General features: G+C 42.3%; 17 protein-coding genes. 11 read left to right on the forward strand and 6 right to left on the reverse strand.

The window, feature by feature from the left end; genetic code table 11:
• Nucleotides 1-579 precede the first annotated feature (579 nt).
• Nucleotides 580-1,656, forward strand: coding sequence for a bifunctional DNA-binding transcriptional regulator/O6-methylguanine-DNA methyltransferase Ada (gene ada / locus HWQ36_RS03515; protein WP_292698136.1), 1,077 nt, complete (start codon nucleotides 580-582; stop codon nucleotides 1,654-1,656).
• A 104-nt stretch (nucleotides 1,657-1,760) separates the two neighbouring features.
• Here the strand turns inward: ada and mrdA are convergent, their stop codons facing one another.
• On the reverse strand, nucleotides 1,761-3,608 hold the full coding sequence (mrdA, locus tag HWQ36_RS03520) for a penicillin-binding protein 2 (RefSeq protein WP_292698138.1): 1,848 nt from the start codon (nucleotides 3,606-3,608) through the stop codon (nucleotides 1,761-1,763).
• A 202-nt stretch (nucleotides 3,609-3,810) separates the two neighbouring features.
• Between mrdA and HWQ36_RS03525 the strand changes: the two genes are divergently transcribed.
• Both HWQ36_RS03525 and HWQ36_RS03530 read left to right on the forward strand, forming a co-directional pair.
• The gene (locus HWQ36_RS03525; RefSeq protein ID WP_292698140.1) at nucleotides 3,811-4,938 is read left to right on the forward strand and encodes an ABC transporter ATP-binding protein; all 1,128 of its coding nucleotides are present in this window, start codon (nucleotides 3,811-3,813) and stop codon (nucleotides 4,936-4,938) included.
• A 362-nt stretch (nucleotides 4,939-5,300) separates the two neighbouring features.
• Nucleotides 5,301-5,750 (forward strand): hypothetical protein, encoded by a 450-nt coding sequence (locus HWQ36_RS03530; RefSeq protein WP_292698142.1) that lies wholly within the window; start codon nucleotides 5,301-5,303, stop codon nucleotides 5,748-5,750.
• A gap of 187 nt (nucleotides 5,751-5,937) precedes the next feature.
• On the opposite strand, the gene HWQ36_RS03535 is transcribed toward HWQ36_RS03530, so the two are convergent.
• Nucleotides 5,938-6,711 carry an MlaE family lipid ABC transporter permease subunit gene (locus HWQ36_RS03535; protein WP_292698144.1) on the reverse strand — a complete coding sequence of 258 codons (774 nt, stop codon included), beginning with the start codon at nucleotides 6,709-6,711 and terminating at the stop codon, nucleotides 5,938-5,940.
• 465 nt (nucleotides 6,712-7,176) lie between these two features.
• On the opposite strand from HWQ36_RS03535, the gene HWQ36_RS03540 reads away from it, so the two are divergent.
• From HWQ36_RS03540 to HWQ36_RS03555, 4 genes are all read left to right on the forward strand, one after another.
• The gene (locus tag HWQ36_RS03540) at nucleotides 7,177-7,506 is read left to right on the forward strand and encodes a hypothetical protein (RefSeq protein ID WP_292698147.1); all 330 of its coding nucleotides are present in this window, start codon (nucleotides 7,177-7,179) and stop codon (nucleotides 7,504-7,506) included.
• Between the two features lie 672 nt (nucleotides 7,507-8,178).
• Nucleotides 8,179-9,606, forward strand: a complete 1,428-nt coding sequence (locus HWQ36_RS03545; RefSeq protein ID WP_292698149.1) for a hypothetical protein — start codon at nucleotides 8,179-8,181, stop codon at nucleotides 9,604-9,606.
• 744 nt (nucleotides 9,607-10,350) lie between these two features.
• A complete protein-coding gene (locus HWQ36_RS03550; protein WP_292698151.1) occupies nucleotides 10,351-11,769 on the forward strand; it encodes a DUF3370 domain-containing protein in 1,419 nt (472 codons plus the stop codon).
• Between the two features lie 55 nt (nucleotides 11,770-11,824).
• Nucleotides 11,825-12,229, forward strand: coding sequence for a response regulator (locus HWQ36_RS03555; protein ID WP_292698153.1), 405 nt, complete (start codon nucleotides 11,825-11,827; stop codon nucleotides 12,227-12,229).
• 394 nt (nucleotides 12,230-12,623) lie between these two features.
• Here HWQ36_RS03555 and HWQ36_RS03560 read toward each other — a convergent pair whose 3' ends face one another.
• Nucleotides 12,624-13,772, reverse strand: coding sequence for an alanine--glyoxylate aminotransferase family protein (locus HWQ36_RS03560; RefSeq protein WP_292698155.1), 1,149 nt, complete (start codon nucleotides 13,770-13,772; stop codon nucleotides 12,624-12,626).
• Between the two features lie 338 nt (nucleotides 13,773-14,110).
• On the opposite strand from HWQ36_RS03560, the gene HWQ36_RS03565 reads away from it, so the two are divergent.
• Together HWQ36_RS03565 and HWQ36_RS03570 are read left to right on the forward strand one after the other, a co-directional pair.
• A complete protein-coding gene (locus tag HWQ36_RS03565) occupies nucleotides 14,111-14,779 on the forward strand; it encodes a DUF1345 domain-containing protein (RefSeq protein ID WP_292698157.1) in 669 nt (222 codons plus the stop codon).
• A gap of 30 nt (nucleotides 14,780-14,809) precedes the next feature.
• Complete coding sequence (locus HWQ36_RS03570; protein WP_292698159.1) at nucleotides 14,810-15,385, forward strand: GNAT family N-acetyltransferase; 576 nt, start codon at nucleotides 14,810-14,812, stop codon at nucleotides 15,383-15,385.
• 46 nt (nucleotides 15,386-15,431) lie between these two features.
• Here HWQ36_RS03570 and HWQ36_RS03575 read toward each other — a convergent pair whose 3' ends face one another.
• Together HWQ36_RS03575 and HWQ36_RS03580 are read right to left on the reverse strand one after the other, a co-directional pair.
• Nucleotides 15,432-15,596, reverse strand: a complete 165-nt coding sequence (locus HWQ36_RS03575; protein WP_292698162.1) for a hypothetical protein — start codon at nucleotides 15,594-15,596, stop codon at nucleotides 15,432-15,434.
• Nucleotides 15,597-16,335: 739 nt separating this feature from the next.
• The gene (locus tag HWQ36_RS03580) at nucleotides 16,336-18,804 is read right to left on the reverse strand and encodes an ATP-dependent helicase (protein WP_292698164.1); all 2,469 of its coding nucleotides are present in this window, start codon (nucleotides 18,802-18,804) and stop codon (nucleotides 16,336-16,338) included.
• Nucleotides 18,805-18,924: 120 nt separating this feature from the next.
• On the opposite strand from HWQ36_RS03580, the gene HWQ36_RS03585 reads away from it, so the two are divergent.
• On the forward strand, nucleotides 18,925-20,148 hold the full coding sequence (locus HWQ36_RS03585; protein ID WP_292698166.1) for an ATP-binding protein: 1,224 nt from the start codon (nucleotides 18,925-18,927) through the stop codon (nucleotides 20,146-20,148).
• Between the two features lie 213 nt (nucleotides 20,149-20,361).
• Here the strand turns inward: HWQ36_RS03585 and HWQ36_RS03590 are convergent, their stop codons facing one another.
• Nucleotides 20,362-21,450 carry a RuBisCO accumulation factor 1 gene (locus HWQ36_RS03590; protein ID WP_292698168.1) on the reverse strand — a complete coding sequence of 363 codons (1,089 nt, stop codon included), beginning with the start codon at nucleotides 21,448-21,450 and terminating at the stop codon, nucleotides 20,362-20,364.
• 335 nt (nucleotides 21,451-21,785) lie between these two features.
• Here HWQ36_RS03590 and HWQ36_RS03595 point away from each other — a divergent pair, with 335 nt between their 5' ends.
• The gene (locus tag HWQ36_RS03595; protein ID WP_292698170.1) at nucleotides 21,786-22,724 is read left to right on the forward strand and encodes a response regulator; all 939 of its coding nucleotides are present in this window, start codon (nucleotides 21,786-21,788) and stop codon (nucleotides 22,722-22,724) included.
• Nucleotides 22,725-22,770 lie beyond the last annotated feature (46 nt).

Genomic DNA, 22,770 nt, shown 5'->3' on the forward strand with positions numbered 1-22,770 from the left:
GAATTAAATCTTACCCTACCTCGGATGGTGTCACTTTGTTTCCAACAAAGATTGCTGATCAGGCAAGTCCTCTTGTCAATAGGCTTTGAGACGCGCTAACCCTGGTCAAAGATAAGCTTTGTCTCTTCAGATTTAAAACTAACAATCACAATCCTATCGCTTTACGTTACTATCGTCAAACGTTAGTATACACTTCAAGGTGAACTTGCGAATTTCCTTGGTAAAAACCGCTACAATAACAAGCTCTCAAAATTCTTCAAGAACTTTTAGATATATTGAATGAATCATCCTGAGCAGATACACATGGCGAACTGTTACCCAAGCCGAAGACACTATAACAGTCGTAGAAAGTAGCAAAACTCCAAAAAAGCGATCGCATCCTAAATTCTCATAAATTATTCTCGAAATTTACGCACCCAGAACACCGTAAGCATTGCCCGTAATATCGTCTAGCCGTAGTTGCAGTAAACGGAGCCGACTTCGATCGCAACAATCAGATAGAAAGTAGTTTTTCAATCCACTTAATCTAGTGTTAGCAGCTTAGTACATAGTGGAACAGAAAGGGCAGAGGTGGTATGAATGCAATTACAACAGACACAACTTTTTGAGGAAACCCTCTGGAAAGCCGTTCTCAATCGAGATGTCACAATTGACGGCAAGTTTTTCTACGGTGTTCGTTCCACAGGCATTTATTGCCGGCCTATTTGCCCTAGTCGTAGACCAAATCGCAATCAAGTTTGTTTCTTCCAGTCGGTACAAGAAGCTCAAAACGCAGGTTTTCGACCTTGTAAGCGCTGTCAGCCACAATTTGAAACAGTTCCAAATCCAGCCAAAGCGAAAGTTTTAGCAGTATGTCGATATATTGAAGCACAAAGCGATCGCGTCCCCACGCTCTCAGAATTATGCTCTCAGGTGGAAATGAGTCCTAGTTATTTGCAAAAGGTATTCAAGCAAATAATTGGTGTATCCCCTTTTCAATATGCAGATGCACTGCGTAGCCAACGATTGAAGCAGCGTCTCCAGTCAGGAGAAGAAATTGCTCATGCAGTTTACGACACGGGGTATGGTTCAAGTAGTCAACTCTATGAGAAAGCACCTAAGCAACTGGGAATGACACCAAAAATTTACCAACAAGCCGGAAAGACAATCAGCATTGTTTATGCGATCGCTCCATGTCCGCTAGGATATTTACTGGTGGCAACAACAGATAAGGGTATCTGCGCCGTTAAACTAGGTGATGAAGCAGACAAACTTGAACACATCTTGAATCAAGAATTTCACCAAGCGCATATCATCCGTGATGACCACATACACAAAGAATGGATACAAGCAATCCTCGGCTTGATTGCGGGAGATGAAGCACATCTCGATTTACCACTTGATATCCGTGGGACAGCATTTCAGAAACAGGTTTGGCAGGTGTTACAAAAAATTCCCTATAGCGAAACTCGTACCTACACTGATATTGCTCGTGATATTGCCAAACCCCAAGCAGTCCGAGCGGTAGGAAATGCTTGTGGTGCTAACCCGATCGCGGTGATTATACCATGTCATCGGGTGCTGCGGAGTGATGGTAGTCTTGGTGGTTATCGCTGGGGGATTGAGCGAAAGCAAAAACTGCTTGTACAAGAATCAGAACGCACCGCGCGAGATTAAAATAATTCGTAATTCGTAATTCACGTCTAATGTGAATTAAATAGTATCCGCAGTATCCGCTCAATCTGCTCACCCTCACCTATCAAAATTAATGATATGAACCACTAGTCTCCAGTGCCATGTCCTGAATTCTGAGTTTTTGCTTCTGATGCTTCAGACTTAGGTTTTTCATACCTACCTGGATACTTGTGCTGAAAATAAGCTTCTAGCACTTGTAAAACCATCGGGCCACAAATAGTACCGCCATGTTCGCCGGAGTTTTCACCAAAGGCCACAACCACAATTTCTGGCTTATTACTAGGGGCATAAGCACCAAACCAAGTATGATTTGGGCGACCAACACCGGCTTCAGCAGTGCCACTTTTTCCAGAAGCCGGGGCAATTGTTGGCACGTCTAAGCGCTTACCAGTACCCTCACTCACCACCCTCCGCAGTCCGTCGCGGAGAACTTTGATAGTTGTTGGCTTCATATTTAAGGATTCTCGCCAACTTTTTGCTTCTTCGTTGTCTTTGAGCAAATGCGGTTGAACGCGATATCCGCCATTAGCAGGGACAGAAAACATAATTGCCGATTGTAGGGGTGTCACTTGCAAAGCGCCTTGACCAATTGACATATTAATGGTGTCGCCTACAGTCCAAGGTGTTTTCAAAACTCTCTGCTTCCATGTTTCATCTGGAACTAAGCCTATTGATTCTTCATCACGAAATTCAATGCCAGTTCTTTGACCAAACCCGTATTTGCGACTCCATTGGATTAAAGTTGGGCCACCAACTTTTCTCCCAACTTGATAGAAGAAAGTATCACTACTCATAGCGATCGCTCTGGGAAATCCTAATGGCCCAAATCCGGCGTGGTTCCACTCACCAAAAGTCACTCCACCAACGGTAAGAGAACCAAAGGTCTGCAATATTGTATCAGGAGAAAATTCACCTGATTCCAACCCGGCTGTCGTGGTGACGATTTTGAAAGTACTGGCAGGTGGAAAAGCACTCAAAGCCCGATTGACCAAGGGATGATCTTTACCTTGCAAGCTTTCCCAATCTTTCTGGGAGAGTTTTTGTTTTGAGAAGATATTCGGGTCAAAGGTGGGGTAAGATACCAATGCTAAAATAGCACCGTTATTTGGATCGAGTGCTGCGATCGCGCCTCGTTGATTTCCTAAAGCTTTTTCTGCTGCCTGTTGCACATCCAAATCTATGGTCAGATGCAAATCGTTACCAGCTTTTGCCTGTTTCTCCCCTACAACCCGGATTGGTCTACCCGCACCATCCACTTCCACCTGCTGACCGCCCCATTCGCCTCGCAGCACTTTCTCATAAGCTTTTTCCACCCCCATCTGACCAATTACATCTCCCAGTCGGTAGCCTTCCTGCTTCTTGTCCTTTAACTGGTCGGCGGTCAACTCTCGCGTATAACCTAATACATGAGCTAATTTCTTCCCATGAGGATAATAACGGACAGAATCTGTATTAATTTCCACTTCTGGGAGTTCATTTTTATACTCCTTTAGTGCCGTAATTTCTGCTTCATTGAGATCGCGAGCCACCCGAATGAGTGAAGAAGAATTAGCACCTGCTTGTTCTAATTTCTTTTCCATCTCATCTTGCGGGATGTTGAGAATTTGCGCTAGACGCGGGCCGACTATAGACCAGGAAGGCTTAGTATGTGCCATCGGCCACAAATATACAGAACTAGGATAGCGAGTACTGGCTAAAAGTTTACCGTTGCGGTCAAAAATATTACCCCGTTCGGGTTGTTTAGAAATCATCCGAATCCGGTTCGCTTCGGCTCGTTCTCGGAGTTTTGGCCCTTCAACAATTTGCAAATAGGCCAAACGAGCCTCAATCCCAGCGATCGTTAAGAGGGTAAATACGATTAAAAATATTGATTGGGAACCACGTCCAACTGTGCGTGTATCTTTTTTGCTGCCAATTGATGGAAATAAAGACATAAGACAAAGAATGATTCTCAGAGCAGTATTATCTGTATACAATTACCCTAAACTCATGCCCAAGACTGGGTATGAAAAAATCGGGCAAGTATATTCTTGAACAATTGTTTTTGGCGGATACAATAAACCAAAGTGTCAAATATAGTCTGCCCAATAGACTAGTGACAAAATTACGTAAGATCACGGCATTCTACTAAGGATTATGGCTCAAATTGTCATGCAGAATCAGAGGGGGATAACAACTTTTCAGCCACTTGATGTTGAACTGCGTAACGTGTTCAAGTTTTTTAACCAAGAACCAGCAGTACATGGAGTAGATTTGGATGTCAGACAAGGAGAATTTTTTAGTATTTTAGGCCCCTCCGGTTGTGGCAAAACAACAACACTACGCTTAATTGCTGGCTTTGAAATCGCTGATGCTGGCAAAGTGTTGATTCAGGGTCAGTCTATGACTAATGTGCCGCCTTACCGCCGACCCGTCAATACTGTATTTCAAAGTTACGCTCTATTCAATCACTTGAATGTCTGGGATAACATCGCCTTCGGACTACGGTTAAAAAAAATCCGTAAATCGGAAATTGAAATTAGAGTTCAAGAAGCTTTAAAGTTAGTGAAAATGGAAAGTTTGCGATCGCGTTTTCCCAGTCAACTTTCTGGTGGTCAACAGCAGCGAGTCGCCTTAGCAAGGGCTTTAGTCAACCGTCCCACCGTCGTATTACTAGATGAACCTTTAGGGGCGTTAGATTTAAAACTACGTAAAGAGATGCAGGTAGAGTTATCAAATTTACACAAAGACTTGGGAGTAACCTTTGTGATGGTGACACACGATCAAGAAGAAGCATTATCTTTGAGCGATCGCATTGCTGTAATGAATCAAGGCAAAATTGAACAAGTTGGCACTCCCAGCCAAATTTACGAACGTCCTCAGACATCTTTTGTGGCTGATTTTATTGGCGATACTAATTTATTCAGTGGTGAAATAGTAGCAGTAGACTCCTCAAATGTGAAAATTTCCACAAAAACAGGACTCTCAATTGTCATTAGCCGCGCTGAAGACACACCATCTCAATTATCACAAGCGGTAGTAGTGAGTGTGCGCCCAGAAAAAATACAGCTTTCTCTTTATCCACCTAATTTGCCAACTAACTGCTTTGAAGGACGGCTTGTCAATGTTATGTATTTGGGCACACATATTAATTATGGTGTGGAATTAACAAATGGTATTAGGATAAATGTATTGCAACCTAATACTTTTGGTGCTTTACCAGACCGCGACACGCCCATCTACGCTTGGTGGGCAGAAAATGATTGTTTAGCTATTAGTCAATAGTTATAATAGTCCGCCTTCTATAGGGCTTATTTTTGATTTTTGCGAAACTAGGCACAACTCAAAGAGCCTTATTTTCCGTTGCTTCTTAAGCCAAATAACTATAGCCACGCCACACTGAGCGAACATAAATCAAAGCGCATTTCTATATAAAATTCAAAATTTTTGAGGAGTCTAAGTCCCTCGGTTCTAACAAATGACAAGTTTTGCAGTGGAGTTTGCCCAGACGCTCGCGGACTCGCGAACGCTAATGCAAAACTTAATTACGAATTACGTTCGCGTAGCGTGCCGGAGGCTCTATTACGAATTACGAATTAGTTTAATAATGGAATAATACCTTGACCCTGTACTAGGAATATTAACCCATGTCAATTTTGAAAAGAGTTCCTTGGGTGTCCCTGGCGCTAGTACTGCTTAGTTACAGCACCTTGGGCTGGGTAATATCTGAAACACACGCTCCTGTGTTTGTGTGGGTGCTGACTGTGGTTGCAATCTTGCTTTTAATAGTTACGTTGACCACTCCTTGGCCGAGAATGACATATTACTTCGGTATTTTGCTTAAATCAAATATCAGGTCTTTTGGCGTTGCCGTCTTAGCAGCTTTCTTATTTTTTCTGATGATTGCCTGGTTTCGGGTATTTCTTGATACTTTACTCATCATTTCGGCAACTATATTAGTCAGGATAGACTTTCAAAGAGCAGGTCTTAGAGAAGGGCTAGCTTTTTTTACTACATCTATCTTTTCATTGGCAGGTTTAGCTTTGGGTGCGCTAATCTACAAGTTAATATATTCACACGTTCTGGTAACGTTATGAAGTATACTCAGAAAAACTAAGGATGCCTGTGGCGGACTGCGCCAACGCTTCAGAACCGATATTTCTTACCTAAAAATTTCTCAATAAAGGCAGGAGGAAAACTGTACTTACCTGTGGGACGCTACGCGAACAGTAAGCTCTGTCACCACTAATTTTCTTCTCCTGCCCCCTGCTCCCCCTGCTCCCTTCAAAATGCAGGCTGGTCAAATAGCAGTAGAGAAAGGAAAAAATCCATGATAAAAATGGATACCCAACTAGTAACAACTGCCTTTGTTGCCGATTCTCCTACTTCCTTAGCTCCCCCCTTGGTAGTTAAACCCCAACTACAGCCAATGACAGCAACCAGCACACCAAAAATAAACCCTTTTAGCAAAATAATAAACAAATCTGATGGTTCTAAAAAATTTCTGACTGATTCTAAAAATGTTTCGGGAATAATTTTGTAAAAATGTGATGCGGCAAAAATTCCGCCGATAATCCCAGTTACTAAAGCCAAAATCGTCATCAAAGGCACCATCAAACAACAAGCAATTACTCTAGGGAGTACTAGATAATCAATGGGATCAGTTTTGAGCATATAAAGTGCATCAATTTGCTCAGTTACCCGCATTGCACCTATTTCTGCGGCAAAAGCAGAACCCACTTGTCCTGCCATAATACTAGCGGTTAAAATTGGAGCCAATTCTCTACAAAAAGCTAAGGCAAAAGCACCTCCCACAGCATTTTCAGCCCCAAATCGGACTAATTCTCTTGCTGTCTGAATAGTAAAAATCATTCCTGCAAAACCGCTAACCAGGAGAACTGGAGAGATAGAACCAGGCCCAGCAGTCACCAGATGTTGCATAATTTTGCGGTAGTAAGTTTTTCCCTGGATAAAATGTAGCCACACTTGACCGAAAAGCAGCACTGCCGAACAACAGCGTGCAATCTCAGATTGCTCAAAATTTGTTTTTAGTCGCAATTTTATCGTCCTTAAGACTGGCTTTTTTTGCAAATTATTGTTATATCAATTCTCCAAAATAAGACTACAGATACAAATGGTGGAAACCCAACTAGATGTAATCTGACTTTCTCAATTACGTAGACGCACGAAGTCCGGCTTCCCGCAGGATATTACGAATTGGTATTAAGGTATGGTACATGAACACCATCAAGTTTGAGATTTTTCTGCTCAATACAAATTGTCTATATGGAGTGATTTGCTTTGATTATTGAACTGACTTGCGTAGGCTGGGAGTAGGGAATAGGGACTTGTACTGAGCGACTTGTGCCGAGCGAAGCCGAGGTAAGCCGAAGTAGTGGGGAGTAGGGAATAAGCCTTTTCGATTGGTACTTAATTTGCTCAAAAATCAAATAGGAGTCCTGTAGGACTCTCCCATAACTGGTATTTTATTTTTACGGAGTTCCTAATGTTAAATAATTTTTTATGAACAGGATCAAAATAGGAATATTTTTGTTGCTATTGATACTAGACTTATCCGTAGCACATCCAGCTTTTGCATCTGTATGCCGCAATTACGATTTCTACGACCGGCTACCCCAACGCCACCAGATTTGTATTCTCAGCATCAACCGAAGTGCTAAAAGTTACTGGGAATACAAGGCAGTCGTTAGTGTAGATGGAGTCAAAAGACCCACTGAGGTTTACAATTGCCGTGAACGAGTCAAAGTTCAACAAGGTGGGGCTGTTTTGCCCTTTGAGCAAAAAGACCCTGGTGAAATGATATGCAGCTTTTTTAATTCTTCTCGGCGGTAAACACGCGCCAGATAATAAAGACTGTAAAACCTAGATAGGTGAATACTGTTAACCATTCTTGCCAGCTACCAAATACATTATTCATCAGCAAAAGCCGGAAAATGAATATTTTTCAATCCTACATTCTGATGTGACCAGTCGGTTGATGTGTTTTGGAAGAGAAAGGAAGATTACTACCGCAAGGCGGAATTAAAAATTAAAAATTAAAAATGAATACAGCGTAAGCGTTTCGTTGGTGGTTTATTTACGCCGTGCTGTACTACTCAAAAATTCTTAGCTAATTTTCCGAAATCGATAACAGTCGAGCGGTATCCCTGATCAGAGCATCGATTTTATACTGAATTTCTATAACTAACCTTCGGGCAATATAGCCCCATGTTTCCACTCAAAAACCCGTTCATGAAGACCGGGTTTTTGATGTTGATACTAATAAGACTTAGGCATGATTAACAGAAAAACGTAGATACAACAGGGCTTGCAGCAGACTACAGCAGAGCCACAGAGAACACAGATAAATAAGAATTTGAGGTATCTTTTGTGTAAGTTCTCAGTTGCCGTTGAGCAATTCAGCAGCACTTGTTGAAAATATCTGCGTATTAAATAAAACTATTATTCAGAAACTTTTAAGAGAATTTATCAGTCTGATTCTCCAAATTCTGCAAAAATTAGCCAATGTCATCTTCTGCTCAAGGTATTCCCGGATTACCGGATTTGACGCATCCGATTGAGCTTGTTCAATTTGGAACCCAGGCGCTTAAAGCTTCGCTGTTATTAGTATTTTTGATTGTAGCTTTAGGAGTTGCGATCGCACTGATAAGTTTTTCCCTCCGTCGCAGCCAGCCAGAACAGCTTATATTCATCGGCGAATGGGCTATTGGTTATTCCCAACTGTTACGCGGATTACAACATTTAACTCTAATATTAGTTCTGTTAGTACCGGGATTTTTTCTCTGTTCAACCTTAAGCAATCGCTACCACTACTGGGAACAAGCAAAGGTAGCTCAAGTAACCGAAAGTGTTGCAGGTGAAAAGCTCGAACAACTTGCCCCCCAAATCCGCTACACTATCCGGGAGCCATACTCATATAACACTCAAGTCGGTAACAAAATAGTCAAGGTAAATGAGACACGAGACATTAACCGCTTCTTGACCTTGGCTGGTTCGCAAATTCAAGTCAAACTTGACCAAAGTGTAGATGTTCCAGGTCGTAGCTCAATTTATCGGGCGAATTATACTGCCGATTATAAAGTAGTTAACCAACTCAAGGATATTAATAATTTTTTCTTTGAAGCACCGCCACCCAACGGGTACACACTGCTTTCTAGCTACAAAATCGAGCGTGATGGGACTAGGTTGCAACAAATCAATCCAGAAGATTATGGTTTTCCCTTCCGCCTGCAACCAGGGGAAGAAACTACATTTAAAGTCACCTATCAGGCTAGAGGCGGGCCTCGCTGGGTTTATAGTGCAGGGGGACAGATTTTATCTAACTTCCGTCTTACAGCAATTGCTAACTTTGCTCCGGCTAATTTTGCCAGTGGTATTGAACCTGATGAGATTAAATCTGACGGACGCAGTACACAATTTACTTGGAAATTTGACGAGAATGTTTCAGTCAAAAATCCATTTGGAGTGTTTACGAATACCGAACCGATTCGTCATACGGGGGTAATTCCGCGGCTTTTATTGCTAGCACCAGCAATATTTTTGTGGTGGATATTGTTGTTATATTTATCACTACCAATGAGTTTCAGAAATGTTGCGATCGCTGGTAGTATTTTCTTTGCTTGTCTATTGATTTTGACCTATCTGGCTCGTGTCATCAATGCTCAGTTGGCTTGGACTTTAATTTCTATCATCTTACTGTTTTTGACATGGGGATTGGGAGCTAGTCGCAGTGCTTCTTTAGCTGCGATTATCTGCACTATTGCTGGAGCAGTATTACCCATCTTTGGATTATTAGTACCCTTCAGTGGACTCACCCTCAGCCTAGCGGGTTGGCTTTCAGCCGTTTGGCTAGCAGCTCGTCACTGGTATGGCTGGTACAGTTTGCATCCAGAAGACCAAAGATTGCAGACTCAGAAAAATGCTAAAGATTGAGTAGGCTGGCGTAATTAAAGCTAACTGACAAGGGCTGTTATTTGTCCTTTGTCATTAGTAAAGACTTTAAGCCTGTTTATGTTTATTAACATAATTTGGTTTATTTCGCTATGATTAGGGACTTCCAAATAAAAAAATATTCAATTATTGATGGTGGGGTGGGCATCTTGCCCGCCCAGTTTATATGGCGGGCAAGATGCCCACCCTACAAGATTGGATAATTTATTTCTTGGAAGTCTCTTAGCAAAGTTTTAGCAAATCGCATTTATGGATAATGATTTACTGGCTTTCCTTGTAGGTGCTGGGTTACTCGTCCTATATCTCATCTTTTCTGCATTGACTGAGATGGGAACTAAATTGCCTTGGAAAAAATAAGCTGATATGGCGATAAAGTTGCTAAAAATTTACATTTTTCAACCTGATTGGGCTTGGAAAAAGGAATAAACATCCTTTAGTCTAAGTTAATATATTTATTTTTCCAGAGAAAGCCAAATGCGCGATCCAGAAAAGAATCAGATTAAAATCGAGCCGGCAACCCTCGTATTAATCGTATCCCTACTAATACTCTTACCTCTACTGTTTGTTGGTTTTTTCTCACAGTGAGCTAGTCAGGAATACCAGATATATTATAGATAGCGATGCCTGAGTTGAGCTACGCCTACGCATTTTCAGAAATTCGCTTCTAGTAACTTGTAATAATAACTTGTTATATCTAACACTACAGCTTGACTGACGCGCAAATTTATGCTGGCTAAATTACCATTGCCTGTATTCACACTTCTATTAGGACTTGCCATAATTCAAACCTTTGGATGCACAGTAGATAAAAGGAATTCAGCGATCGCTCAAACTTCACCTCAGCTAGCACCCCAAGAAATTGTGCAACCAGGAGAAGTTCTGGCGCTACCAGGCAAGTTGGATACAATACCCGTTTTTAACAGCAATAGCCCAGAATGGATCAAAACTGAGGGTATCCTACTTTCTACATTTCCTACAAAGGGTAAAAAAGTTGCAGCAGCGCACCTAAATTTTCCCTTCAACGGACGCTTTGACTTATTTGCCCACCATTACACCCACACTCCCAAGGATTTACAAACGCTATACCTGGGTGTAATTGTGCATAATCCTGGTAAAGAACCTGTAACAGTAGATGTGTTGCAAGCAGCGAGCTATTTGATGCAAGATGCGCCATTTGTTACCTTACCACCCTACGTAGAAAATAACGATGGTAAAGCTTATTCTGGGCCAGGCGATCGCGCTGTAGGTGATGTACTGCGAGGTGTTCGACAAGCTGATTTTCCCACAAAGCTGATAATTCCCCCAGGACAAAGCCGGATGTTGCTAAATCATCCAATCCCTGTACGAAATCTAGAAAAGCCTGTAAATGGTCGCTCTAGCTTTATGCGGTTGCGTAGTAGCGATCAAGTTTATGCGGCAAGTTTAGCAATGTTTGCCAAGAAAAATTCTGAGAATACAGAACGCCCACCAACTCTTGCAGAATGGCAAGCTTTACTAGATAACGGGAACTTTGCCGGGCCGCGAGATAAAACCCCAACTCCTCCAAATGCTACCAGTGGCGCACTGATTTATGGGCGTGTAGCTGGTGTGTCACAAGGTTCCCAGTGGCAAGCAAAGTTGGTGGATAATCCCCAAAGCACAAATCTTACTATTCCCCAGCGTGGCAAAGCTATTTCTTATGTTTTAGACACATTGCGGAGTGGCCAATTGGGTACTCAACAAATCCAAACGGCCAAAATGCTGGTACGTTATCCAGATACGGCTTATGAAGCACATGGTAATTATGGGGTGGAATATAAACTCACCTTACCTTTAAGCAACAATACCAACCAAAACCAGACTGTTACCGTCACTTTAGAAACGCCTTTGAAGGAAGATAAATTATCCCAAGGTGGTGTACGTTTTAGGAAACCATCCCTAGATTTTCCCTTCTTCCGTGGTACAGTGCGGCTACGTTATTTCGATGACCAAGGTCAACAAAAGACGCGCTACATACATTTATGGCACAGAACTGGTCAGGTGTTAGAACCATTGGTAAAAGTTGTACTTCCACCTGCCACTAAACGGATAGTACAGGTAGATGTGATTTACCCGCCAGATTCGACACCACCGCAAGTGCTGAGTGTAAGAACTTTAGACAAGTGAGGAGTTAGTTAATAATTCGTAATTACGAATTCGTAAGTACGATAAAATGTCTTTTATGGAACCTTCTGGAACTCTTGCTGGTTTAGATATTCTGGTCATTGAAGATGATAATGATACTCGCTTTTTCATTACTACTGTGTTGGAAATGGATGGAGCAAAAGTTATACCAGTAATATCAGCAGATGAGGCACGCCAAGTATTATCCGAATTGCAGCCTGATGTTTTAATTTCTGATATTGGGTTGCCTGGGGAGGATGGCTACACTTTCATCCGCAAATTTCGTGCGCTCAAATCAAAGAATTGTGGACGAGTCCCAGCTATTGCTTTAACAGCCTATACTGATGCTGAAGCTCGTATCCGTGCTTTGGAAGATGGCTTTGACACTCATGTATCTAAACCCGTCGATCCAGATGAACTAGTTGAGATAGTAGCTAGCTTGGTTGCTTCTTGTAATTGGTAATGATTGTAATGCCATAATTAACGCGGTGTGCAACTTTCTCTCAAACCTAACCCCCAGCCCCTTCCCTACGAGGGAAGGGGAGCAAGACTTAAAGCCTTTCCCCGCTTGCCTAACGGCAGGCTGACGCCAACGGGGAGAGGAATGGAAGCGGGGTTTTAAGAATAAGTCGCACATCGCGCTAATTAAGTGCGTTAAGCTACTGTTAACGCAATACAGTTCAGTTAGGCCTCTCTTTCTTCTCTCTGCGTCGCGCCAGTTGCTTCAAGTCGGGGAACCCGCCCAACGCACTGGCTTCTCTGCGTCTTGGCGGTTCGTTAAAAAATTGACTTTGGAACCAGAGTTTTAGCCTTAACTGAACCGTATTGACTGTTAACGTACTATTTTCACCCAATAATTACTTAGGCAAAACCTGCCGTAGTGCTGCTAAAAGTTGGTCAACACTTTCTTTACGACTATTAAAGCCCATCAATCCCACGCGCCAGACAAGACCAGCTAGTTCGCCAAGACCACCGCCAATTTCAATGTTATGTTCATTGAGTAACTGCCGCGCGATCGCTTTCCCATCTACTCCTGCGGGAATGCGGACAGTGGTAAGGGTTGGTAGTCTATACTCTTGCTCAACATGCATACTCAGTCCTAAATTCTCCAACCCTTCCCAGAGATACTCTACATTTTTTTGATGACGCTGCCAGGAGTTTGCTAACCCCTCTTCTGCCAGCAAACGTAATGCTTCCCGCAATGCATAATATAAATTAATCGGTGCTGTGTGGTGATAGGTGCGTTCAGCGCCCCAATACTTACCCAGTAACAACATATCTAAATACCAGTTTGCAACCTTTGTTTGGCGCTGTTGCAACTTCTCAACTGCACGCGCACTCATGGTAAAAGGCGAAGCACCAGGGGGACAACCCAACCCTTTTTGGCTACAACTATAAGCTAAGTCAACTCCCCAAGCATCCAAAAACAAGGGGACACCACCCAAACTTGTCACAGTATCCACCAGCAGCAAAGTACCAAATTCACGACACAAATCAGCAACTCCTTCTAACGGTTGCCGTGCGCCGGTTGAAGTTTCGGCATGAACTAGAGCTAAAATCGTTGGACGATGAGTTTCTAGAGCAGTTTTGAGTTCATCAAGCTTGAAAACTTGTCCCCAAGGTTTGGTAATGGTTCGCACATCAGCGCCATAACGTCCAGCCATATCTACGAGGCGATTACCAAAATAACCAGCTACACCAATCAAAACTATATCACCAGGTTCAACAGCATTAGCGATCGTTGCTTCCATTGCGGCTGTTCCTGTACCACTGACTGCAATAGTAAGTGGGTTTTCTGTCTGCCATACGTAGCGTAGCAACGACTGAATTTCATCCATGAGGGCGAGAAAAGTTGGGTCAAGATGCCCAACTGGTGAGGTATTCATCGCTTGGAGAACTGTAGGATGGGTATTGGAGGGGCCAGGCCCTAACAATAGACGGGATGGGATTTCTAGAGGTGTGAGTTGCAACCGCCCGGAGTCGTTGATTGAGATTGTTTGCGTCATAATCTGTCTTCGCCTAGACCATACTTACCGAATCATAGAGCGATCGCATCACTGATGTTTTAAGAAATCTGTCATTTACCAGAAAATGTCATTGCCACAAAGCATTACAGTGATTCAAGTAAATATGTGAGAGTATATTTATCGTACATTCAAGGGTCTAAGACCAATTCTGTATGAAGATACACATAATAAGTCCCCCGTTCACAAGGGGGGACGGTGTAGCCGGGGGGTAAATATATGCATCACAAAGAAACGGTCTAAGACCCCAACTATTACACGTAGCATACAGTCAGGGTTTAAAAGTTCGATTTTTATCTCTAATTTGGTGCAAGATATTTATGAAACTTAACTTATTTAAAAACTTTGACCCCCGACCCAGATTGATAATTGCTGTCGCACTTGCTGTATTAGTTTCAGTAATTCTTCCCCGTTGGCTGCACTTAGCGACTCGTATTCTCTGCACTTGGAACTCCGGTGTTGACTTGTTCTTAGCCGTAACCTGGTGGAAGATGATTAAGGCTACACCAGAAAAAATTCGCCGTTATGCTGAGAATGAATATGAAGGACATTTAGCTATATTTATGCTGGTGATAGCTGCGGCTTGTGCTAGTGTTTTAGCGATCGGGTTTTTACTAAATGATAAAAAAGGGTTGTCAACAATTCTACTTATTCTACATGTCATACTTGCAATTATGACTATTGTTGGTTCCTGGTTACTAGTGCATACGATGTTTGCAGTGCAATATGCACACAGCTATTACAAATATATTAATCGTAATAATAGTGAAGAAATCATCGGAGGTTTAGATTTTCCTAATAACGACTATCCAGACTATTGGGAGTTTTTATATTATTCATTTGTAATTGGCATGACTAGTCAAGTTTCAGATGTGGAGACGAGATCGCGCGATATGAGGCGCTTGACTCTGTTACATAGCATATTATCCTTCTTTTTCAATACCACGATCTTAGCTATGAGTATCAATATCATTGCATCGCTGATTTAAAAAGTATAGCTAGAAAAATATACACAAGAAATGCTAATTGAACAACATAAAATTGCTATTCGTCTAATGCAAGATAAAATATCTGATTATGAGTTGATGGCAAAATGGTTAACTGATGCACAAGTTTTGAAATTTTATGAAGGAATAGATAATCCTTTTGATTTAGAAAGAATTATAGAAACGTACAAACCTATGATCAAGGGAGATGACCCGGTTGTTCCGTGTCTGTTCTACTATGAAAATATCCCCATTGGTTATTTGCAGTATTGTGCGCTCAATGACTTATCGCAAACCGATAGACAATTGTATCATCTCGATCAAACTGATTATGTCTACGGAATTGACTTGTTCATAGGCGAAACCGACTATTGGAACAAGGGAATTGGTACAAAAATTTTGTCAGCAGTTATCGGTTATCTTTTTGAAGAGCGACAAGCTTATAAAATTGTCATAGATCCTCATGTTGACAATCCTCGCGCTATCCGTTGCTATGAAAAATGTGGTTTTGTCAAAGTGAAGCTATTGCCCGCCCATGAGCTACATGAAGGGAAATACTCAGATTGTTGGCTTATGGCAATAGACTGGAAAAATCCATTGCACTCCTAATTTATGCATCACGATTGGTAAATTGGGATGAGAGGATGTTACACAATTAACTCGCGTGTTCCCAGTTACTGAGTAACTCATGCTGTTGTACAGTTTTCTTGCATTGGCGGAATGGTACTTTAGGAGTACCAATACTAATGCCAGGAAAAGACTGTTTTTTTGTCTTGCTGGGTCTATTTTCTTGTGTCGTTGTCAACTGTTGGGTTTTCATTGGTAAATGAATTTCTGATTAAAATCTCAGCACCAATACATAACACCAATTTTCAAACGGCAACTTTCACTTTAAATAGCTTATTTCGTACAAATATTCACAATCTGATCGCTACTATAGCAATCCTAAATGAGTCGTGAAAATCTCCGATTCCTCTCTCTGCGTTGCGCCAGTTGCTACCCTGCGGGAACGCTAAGAGCGAACAAGTAGGGAACCGCAAGGGCGCACTGGCTTCTCTAGTCAGGACGGTCTAAACGCCCCGTTATCGGCTTTTGAACGCCCTTATACCAATTCACAAAAATCCTGATACATATAGATTTCTCGTAGGGGCTTGTCTTTGCCCATAGGTGTCAACAAAACGAGTGAAGTTAGGATTGGCAAGCTTTCGAGGTTGTGCCCTCACCCCCAACCCCTCTCCCAAAATTGGGAGAGGGGAGCAAATTCTTCAGTTCCCCTTCTCCTAACTTGGGAGAAGGGGTTAGGGGATGAGGGCAAAACCTTGAAACAAAGCAGATTTTCTCTTAGGGACTTCCAAATAAAAAAACATCCCAAATTTTCTTGTGGGATGGGTGTCCGCACTACGTGCCGCTACGCTAACACCCGTCCCATATTCAGGGCGGGCAGGATGCCCACCCCACAAGATGGAATAATTTATTTCTTGGAAGTCCCTTAAGTTGACACCAATGGCAAAGACAAGCCCCTACCAGTGTATTTGTATCATTATTAAAGTGAAATGGTATTATTTAGCCATTACCGCTAAATTCATCACACATTCAGGAAATTGCCGCTTTAATGCTGGAAAAACTGGACAAGGCGCTTGTTCTTGTAAATTATCTGGTTTACTCCAAGTAAAGGGGGCTTTCTGCGCTGCTGACATCCACACCAGACGCTTGGCCCGTGTCATCGCAACGTAAAGTAAACGGTATTCCTCAGATATTTTCAAGTGCTTTGCTTGTTCCCATGCTTGTGTGACATCTGGTATAGTAGATTCGCCGTGGAGAGCAGCACGAATTTGAGCGCGGGCTACTTCTGATAAGGTAAAATCTCCTAAGAACTGGCTTTGGGGAGGAACCCAAAATCTACCAGGAATTAAGTTTTCGTGGAGAAAGGGAAGAAATACATAGTCCCAATCTAGCCCTTTGGCTTTGTGCATGGTAATAATGGTCAGTTGACCGCGACGAGTGTAACGTTCTTCCGAATCTTCGGTTTCCACTGGTTCAAACCGTTCGGAACTGACGATTTCACTTAAAGCTGACAGCATTCCCCCCATTGAACTATTGCCAGCTATCTGCTGATTTACCCGTTCTGCAAGTTTGTCAGCAGTTGCCAATTCTGCCTGGTCATAATTTAAGGTCAAAGCGAGAAAGGAAATTAGCTGGTACAGGGGCAATTCCAAGCGGGCGCGAAGTAAATTGCGACACAAGCGTGCAGCCTTTTGAACTGTTTCTGGCTGGGATGCTGCTAGGGGGCCAGGATACAAAAATTCTTCTGGTAGACTAGCAAGGGCGTTGAGGTCTTGGGTAGGAATTAACTGGCGCTGTACTAATGCTTCTAATGCAGCTTTGAGGTAATCGGGGGAGTGGGGGCGATCGCAAAATTGCAGCAATGCTAAAATCTCTTGGGGTACATGAGAACGGCGATCGCGTTCTCCCACATCGTAAAGTGTAATATTATGCTCTTTACATACAGATGTTAAAGCCTCTGCTAACCATCGTCCTTGGCGATTTTCTCGCACTAAAATCGCTGCACTATTTTGTGTTGGGTCTTCGCCAAATAACTCGATTACTCTTTGAGATAACAATTCAACGGTGTGATGAATGTCACGCGGGGTATAAAGTTCTAATCCCCGTCCTATTGGTGCTGGGTTGGCGTTCTTTTGCGGATCTCCAATTTCAACAGGGTGAATTGTTTGGAAGCGAAATGGCACTTGTCGGTTGTCAGGAATCTGTTGTCCGTTATTCGTTTTTGCTAAGGACTGATTATTAATCCATTTCAGGGCAAAGTTCGCGGCTTCAATGATAATTCTACTACTGCGACCAGCTTGATCCATCGTTGCCAATCGTTTGATGCGATCGCACTCTTCGCAAAATTGCCGAAAATAAATCGGGTCGGCTGGGGTGAAGGTAGAGTTAATCGCCTGGTTGGGATCGCCAACTCGGACTAAATTGAGTGGGGAGTGGGGAGAGACGCGATGAATCGCGTCTGTACAAGAGTCAGCAGAGACGCGATTCATCGCGTCTGTTAGGAGTGAAGAATTATCTCCTGCATCGCTTGCCAAAATTTCTAGCAGTTGCGTCTGTAGAGGGCTAGAATCTTGGGCTTCGTCTTCAAAGACGGCGAAAACTTGGTTTTGCTCAATGCGACGGGCGCTGTCGTTTTCTAAAACGCGCAGTGCAGCTAAAATCATATCGTCGTAGTCGATGAAATCACGCGATCGCATTAAGTTTTGATATTGCTCATACAATCCCGCCGCTACGCTCAAAATTGTATATTCGTCTGTGGTTTGTCTACTCCACTCCCGCAATTTTTCGGGCGATATCCCCGAACTTTTTGCTTCATGAATTACTGTATTAGCTAATTCTGGCAATACTTCTGTTCGCAGCACCGATTGACGACGCAACCTTTCTGTTTCTTCTCCGTCAAATTGATGACCTTCTAATAACCGCAAATATATTCGATGATTATTGGCAATCCATTGTTCTACAGATGTTCTGATAAAACGGTGACTTTGGGTTGGTGTAATTAATGTGACATTTTCTAATTGCAAACCCGATAAATCTGAATGGCGGCTAGCAATGTTCAACGCTAAACCATGTAAGGTATAGACAAAAAAGCCTGTCTGAGGTAGAGATAAATCATCTCGTAAGAATTTGCGGATCTTCGCTTTAATATTGGCAGCAGCAGAACGAGTAAAGGTGACGACTACCAAATGACGACGCGAGGATGGGCGTGACTGGGCATAACGTTCATATTGACGGGCGATCGCGATCGCCGCCGCCGCCGCCATCCCAGTAGATTTGCCTGCGCCAGGAACGGCAGAAATAGCCAAGGGGCCAGATCCCCAATCAGCCATTTGTTGTTGTCCAGGGCGGAGACTGTTGCGAATTGCGAGAATCTTCTCGCGCAGGTTAGGAACAGGCGATCGCTCAGACAATTCTGAGTGCAGGGATTCTTGAACGACAGGATTAGTAAATTTAGAGTCTGACATATCAAATTTTATATTTGGAAGAATAATTATTTAAGCCAGAATTCGCAAATCAGCCATCTTAATGTTAGATTAGCTTAATTTGATATTTTTCTAAGCTCTAACTAACCAGAAAAAATAAACATGAAAATTCAAAAACTAATTACATACGCCCTTAGCTTATCTAATAATGCTATCTCCTATCATGTTAGTCAGGAACTAGCAGCTATTTATCCTAAAAAAGCATTGCTGGAAAGTAATGATAGTTCTTTCAATTTAGAAAAGTACGCTGAGGCAAATTTCTGCAAAATTAAATATGATAATCATATCCATAACCAGATGCTTACTGGTTGGAATGGGATGGAAAACGAGATTTACAAATATACTGAAAATGCCAGATTTCAAGTTTCATGGCAAGGAAATAAACTTGATGTCCTCTTAATGAGTTGGAATGAAGGTTATTGTAAAACTCGCTATTCTTGGATTTTGGCGGATAGCATAGAAGTAGCCGAAAAGTTTTTCGCCGCAGTTTGTGATTGGAACTTAGAAATTCGTGATGAACTGTTAGTTTTTGAAGATGGTTACTGGGATAAAAATCCAGACCTATTTCAATCTATTCAAAGCGCAACTTTTGAGAATCTAGTTTTGCATAGAACTCTTAAACAAGATATTCAAGATGACCTAATAAACTTCTTTGCCTCCCGCGAAACTTACGCAAATTACGGTGTTCCTTGGAAACGTGGTATTTTATTTATTGGCTCACCAGGAAATGGAAAAACGCATACAGTTAAAGCATTGATTAATCAAATGCAGCAGCCTTGCTTATATGTTAAAAGCTTTAAGTCTGAGTATGCTACTGATAGTGACAATATCCGTAAAGTATTCAAACAAGCACGGCAATCTGCCCCTTGTGTTTTGGTATTAGAAGATATTGATTCTCTATTGAATGATGAAAACCGCTCTTTCTTTTTAAATGAGCTTGATGGGTTTGCCTCTAATCAAGGAATTGTCACCATTGCAACCACTAATCATCCAGAACGTTTAGATTCAGCAATTAGCAATCGCCCCAGCCGCTTCGATCGCAAATATCATTTCGATCTACCAGCTATCCCCGAACGAGAAGCCTATATCACATTGTGGAATGAAAAATTAAAAAGTGCGATGGGCTTGTCTGAACAGGCTGTGATTCAGATAGTTGAATTAACAGAAGGCTTTTCTTTTGCCTACCTCAAAGAATTATTTCTCTCATCAATGATTCGTTGGATGGGAGCGATGGAAACTGGTGCGTTAGAGAAAATTATGATTTCTCAAGTTGCAATTTTGCGAGAACAAATGAGTAGCACAATTGTTAATGGCAAAGATATATAGCCATTTGCAATTCGGTGAGGTACATATATGCAGACAAACCTAACCCCCTTCCCGAAGCGGGAAGGGGGAAAAATTCAAAGCCTCTCTACTTTTAGGAGAGAGGTTAAAAACCGCGAGAGAAAAGTAAAATGAAAGTTTATCAAAGCAGAATTCTGAATTCTGTTAGCGGATAGCTAGGGTTTTGCCCGTTCTGACTCCTGAATTCTTCTTCAATTATTCGTCAATCTGCCAGGAATCCTTAGTTAATTCTTCATCCAGAATTTTCTTAGGACGCACAATGATAATAATTTGTCCTAGTAAGGGAATTTCTGGCTCAGTTTCAAACCATTGAAACTCTAATTCACCACCATTTTCAACGACAAAATAGCTAGAGGCATCCCATTCTCGTTTGGCACGATCTACCACAACTACAACGGGTCCGAGTTGGTTTTGGGTTTGGATGGGAAAGCGATCGCTATTCGCTAAAATCACTACTGGATCTTCTGCCGCTAACAGCACTTGCCAACCTGGTAATGGTACCCAAGCTTGATCTCCAGAAAACTTAACCAGACGAAATGGTTCAATTTCTGTCAATATCGGCACAGCTTGCAAATCTTGCCGTGATAATGGCAATTCACCCACTACAGGCAAAATTCGGGGTAATTGTTCTTCAAATTCCAGGCGGTAAAAGGGTAAAATTGGCGCTGGACGCTGGGGAACAGTAGTAAAATCAGTCAGTAGTTGTTCGATTTGTTTCCTGGCTGCTGGCGTGTGAGCAAAACGCAAACCTTTAGCGATTAGGCGCGAGCGCTGTTGTAAATCTGTATTTTGGCGTGCCAGTTTCCAGACTTGGTGAGCAACAGCATCTCCAGGATGGGCAGAAAACCCTTCTGGCAAAGTCCGGTAATAGGAGAACTCTTTAATTGCTTTTGCGACTTCCTTCACCTCATCAGCATCGATTTTGTGAAAGAAAATCAGTTCGGCGGCGGCAGCGCGTTCTTCTTGGGTGAGCAAACGGAGTTCGTATAAAACATCACTGCCGCGTGTTGCATAGTGCGATCGCGTTTCTGGCGATACTCCAGAGTTTTCCAAAGAATTGTAAACTTGAGAACCAACAACCACCTGATTTTGTTGAATTGGTTCAAATCCAGTCGCCTCAAAAATTTCTTGGGGGTTGTAACCGGTTTTTAGCAACGAGGCGATCGCTGTTCCCCATTCCACCCAGTTGCCTTGTTTTTGCCTCAGCCTTCGCAATAACTCTTGTGCTACATCGTTGGTAGCATTTTCTTCGGGATTCTGAGCGTTGGGTGGTAGATCAGTCATAATCGGGATGCGAGCTTCAACTTGAGAGGATGATTAACACCTCATGAGCAAGTCTTATTCTAATCTATAGAACCACCCACACCTACTGCCTTGAGTTTAGAAAGAGGCAGGAGGCAGGGGGCAGGAATTCATCTGTTGCTCTCAACCCCATCTAAATTTACAGCCACGCAAGGGTGCTTGCGATCGCGGCAGGCAAATATTCTCTGTAGCAAACATAATTGCTGTACTTAAATATGCTAATTAAGTCCGTAATAACCCGTGATAAATTTGGGCTATTCTCAACTAAGCTTGGTATGGAATATAACAAGATAGTAAATATTTAAAGGAAATATCTTATGGATAATCCCAGTGTCGAAATTGATAAAGTCCAATATCAAGTAATGACTCTCGAACGGCCAAAAAAGCTGAAAATCTTGGTAGTTGACGACGAGCCAGATAATCTCGATCTGCTTTATCGCACATTTCGACGCGACTTTAATGTTCTGAAAGCTGATAGTGGAGTGAACGCCCTACAAGTTTTGGCCGCAGAAGGAGAGGTAGCTGTGATTATCTCCGATCAACGGATGCCAGAAATGAAAGGAACTGAATTTCTGAGCAAAACTGTACCTCAGTTTCCTGATACAGTCAGGATAATTCTTACTGGATTTACTGATATTGAAGACTTGGTAGAGGCGATTAATGCTGGACAAGTCTACAAATATATTACCAAGCCTTGGGACCCAGGAGAACTAAAGGCAGTGGTGCAAAGAGCAGCAGAAACCTACGACTTGCTCAAGCAACGTACAGAAGAATTACGCCGCGCTCATGCTCAAATGGCGCTGCTGAGTGTTTTGGTACAGGTAACTCAAGCAGCTTCTAGCTTAGAGGAAACTCTCGCTCCAATCGCTAAGGCTGTAAGTGAGACTTTTGGGGCAGAAGGCTGTATTTTACAACTTACAAATGGCAATACTCTGATTGCAACTCAAGGAACTTACAGCGATACAGGTACAATAGAAAATTGGCTATCTGTTGACCCACTCACAACGCAAGCGATCGCCACTGGGCAAATGCAAGTATGTTTAAATGTACTTAAAGATACTAAACTGATTGATGCTATTCATTACCAAAATACTGGTGTGCAAGCACATTTAGTCATCCCTATTAGCTACCATAATCAACTTTTGGGCGTATTGTCGCTACAGTGGAAACAACCTTGCACTTTGCGGGAAGATGAATTAATGCTAATTAATTTATCAGCACAACTGGTAGCGATCGCTCTGACTAGTTGTCATTAGTCCTTTGTCATTAGTCATTAGTCCTTTGTCAAAAACCAATGACTAA

Origin of the sequence: Nostoc sp. NMS2 (assembly GCF_017115105.1) — a bacterium.
Classification (GTDB): Bacteria; Cyanobacteriota; Cyanobacteriia; order Cyanobacteriales; family Nostocaceae; genus Nostoc.

What these genes read in the sequence shown, in the direction of transcription:
- HWQ36_RS03595 (WP_292698170.1), top strand. Translation starts at nt 21,786, where the DNA reads ATGGATAATCCCAGTGTCGAAATTGATAAAGTCCAATATCAAGTAATG.
- HWQ36_RS03560 (WP_292698155.1), bottom strand. Translation starts at nt 13,772, where the DNA reads ATGACGCAAACAATCTCAATCAACGACTCCGGGCGGTTGCAACTCACA.
- HWQ36_RS03580 (WP_292698164.1), bottom strand. Translation starts at nt 18,804, where the DNA reads ATGTCAGACTCTAAATTTACTAATCCTGTCGTTCAAGAATCCCTGCAC.
- HWQ36_RS03530 (WP_292698142.1), top strand. Translation starts at nt 5,301, where the DNA reads ATGTCAATTTTGAAAAGAGTTCCTTGGGTGTCCCTGGCGCTAGTACTG.
- HWQ36_RS03565 (WP_292698157.1), top strand. Translation starts at nt 14,111, where the DNA reads ATGAAACTTAACTTATTTAAAAACTTTGACCCCCGACCCAGATTGATA.
- HWQ36_RS03540 (WP_292698147.1), top strand. Translation starts at nt 7,177, where the DNA reads ATGAACAGGATCAAAATAGGAATATTTTTGTTGCTATTGATACTAGAC.
- HWQ36_RS03575 (WP_292698162.1), bottom strand. Translation starts at nt 15,596, where the DNA reads ATGAAAACCCAACAGTTGACAACGACACAAGAAAATAGACCCAGCAAG.
- ada (WP_292698136.1), top strand. Translation starts at nt 580, where the DNA reads ATGCAATTACAACAGACACAACTTTTTGAGGAAACCCTCTGGAAAGCC.
- HWQ36_RS03555 (WP_292698153.1), top strand. Translation starts at nt 11,825, where the DNA reads ATGGAACCTTCTGGAACTCTTGCTGGTTTAGATATTCTGGTCATTGAA.
- HWQ36_RS03545 (WP_292698149.1), top strand. Translation starts at nt 8,179, where the DNA reads ATGTCATCTTCTGCTCAAGGTATTCCCGGATTACCGGATTTGACGCAT.
- mrdA (WP_292698138.1), bottom strand. Translation starts at nt 3,608, where the DNA reads ATGTCTTTATTTCCATCAATTGGCAGCAAAAAAGATACACGCACAGTT.
- HWQ36_RS03585 (WP_292698166.1), top strand. Translation starts at nt 18,925, where the DNA reads ATGAAAATTCAAAAACTAATTACATACGCCCTTAGCTTATCTAATAAT.
- HWQ36_RS03570 (WP_292698159.1), top strand. Translation starts at nt 14,810, where the DNA reads ATGCTAATTGAACAACATAAAATTGCTATTCGTCTAATGCAAGATAAA.
- HWQ36_RS03550 (WP_292698151.1), top strand. Translation starts at nt 10,351, where the DNA reads ATGCTGGCTAAATTACCATTGCCTGTATTCACACTTCTATTAGGACTT.
- HWQ36_RS03590 (WP_292698168.1), bottom strand. Translation starts at nt 21,450, where the DNA reads ATGACTGATCTACCACCCAACGCTCAGAATCCCGAAGAAAATGCTACC.
- HWQ36_RS03525 (WP_292698140.1), top strand. Translation starts at nt 3,811, where the DNA reads ATGGCTCAAATTGTCATGCAGAATCAGAGGGGGATAACAACTTTTCAG.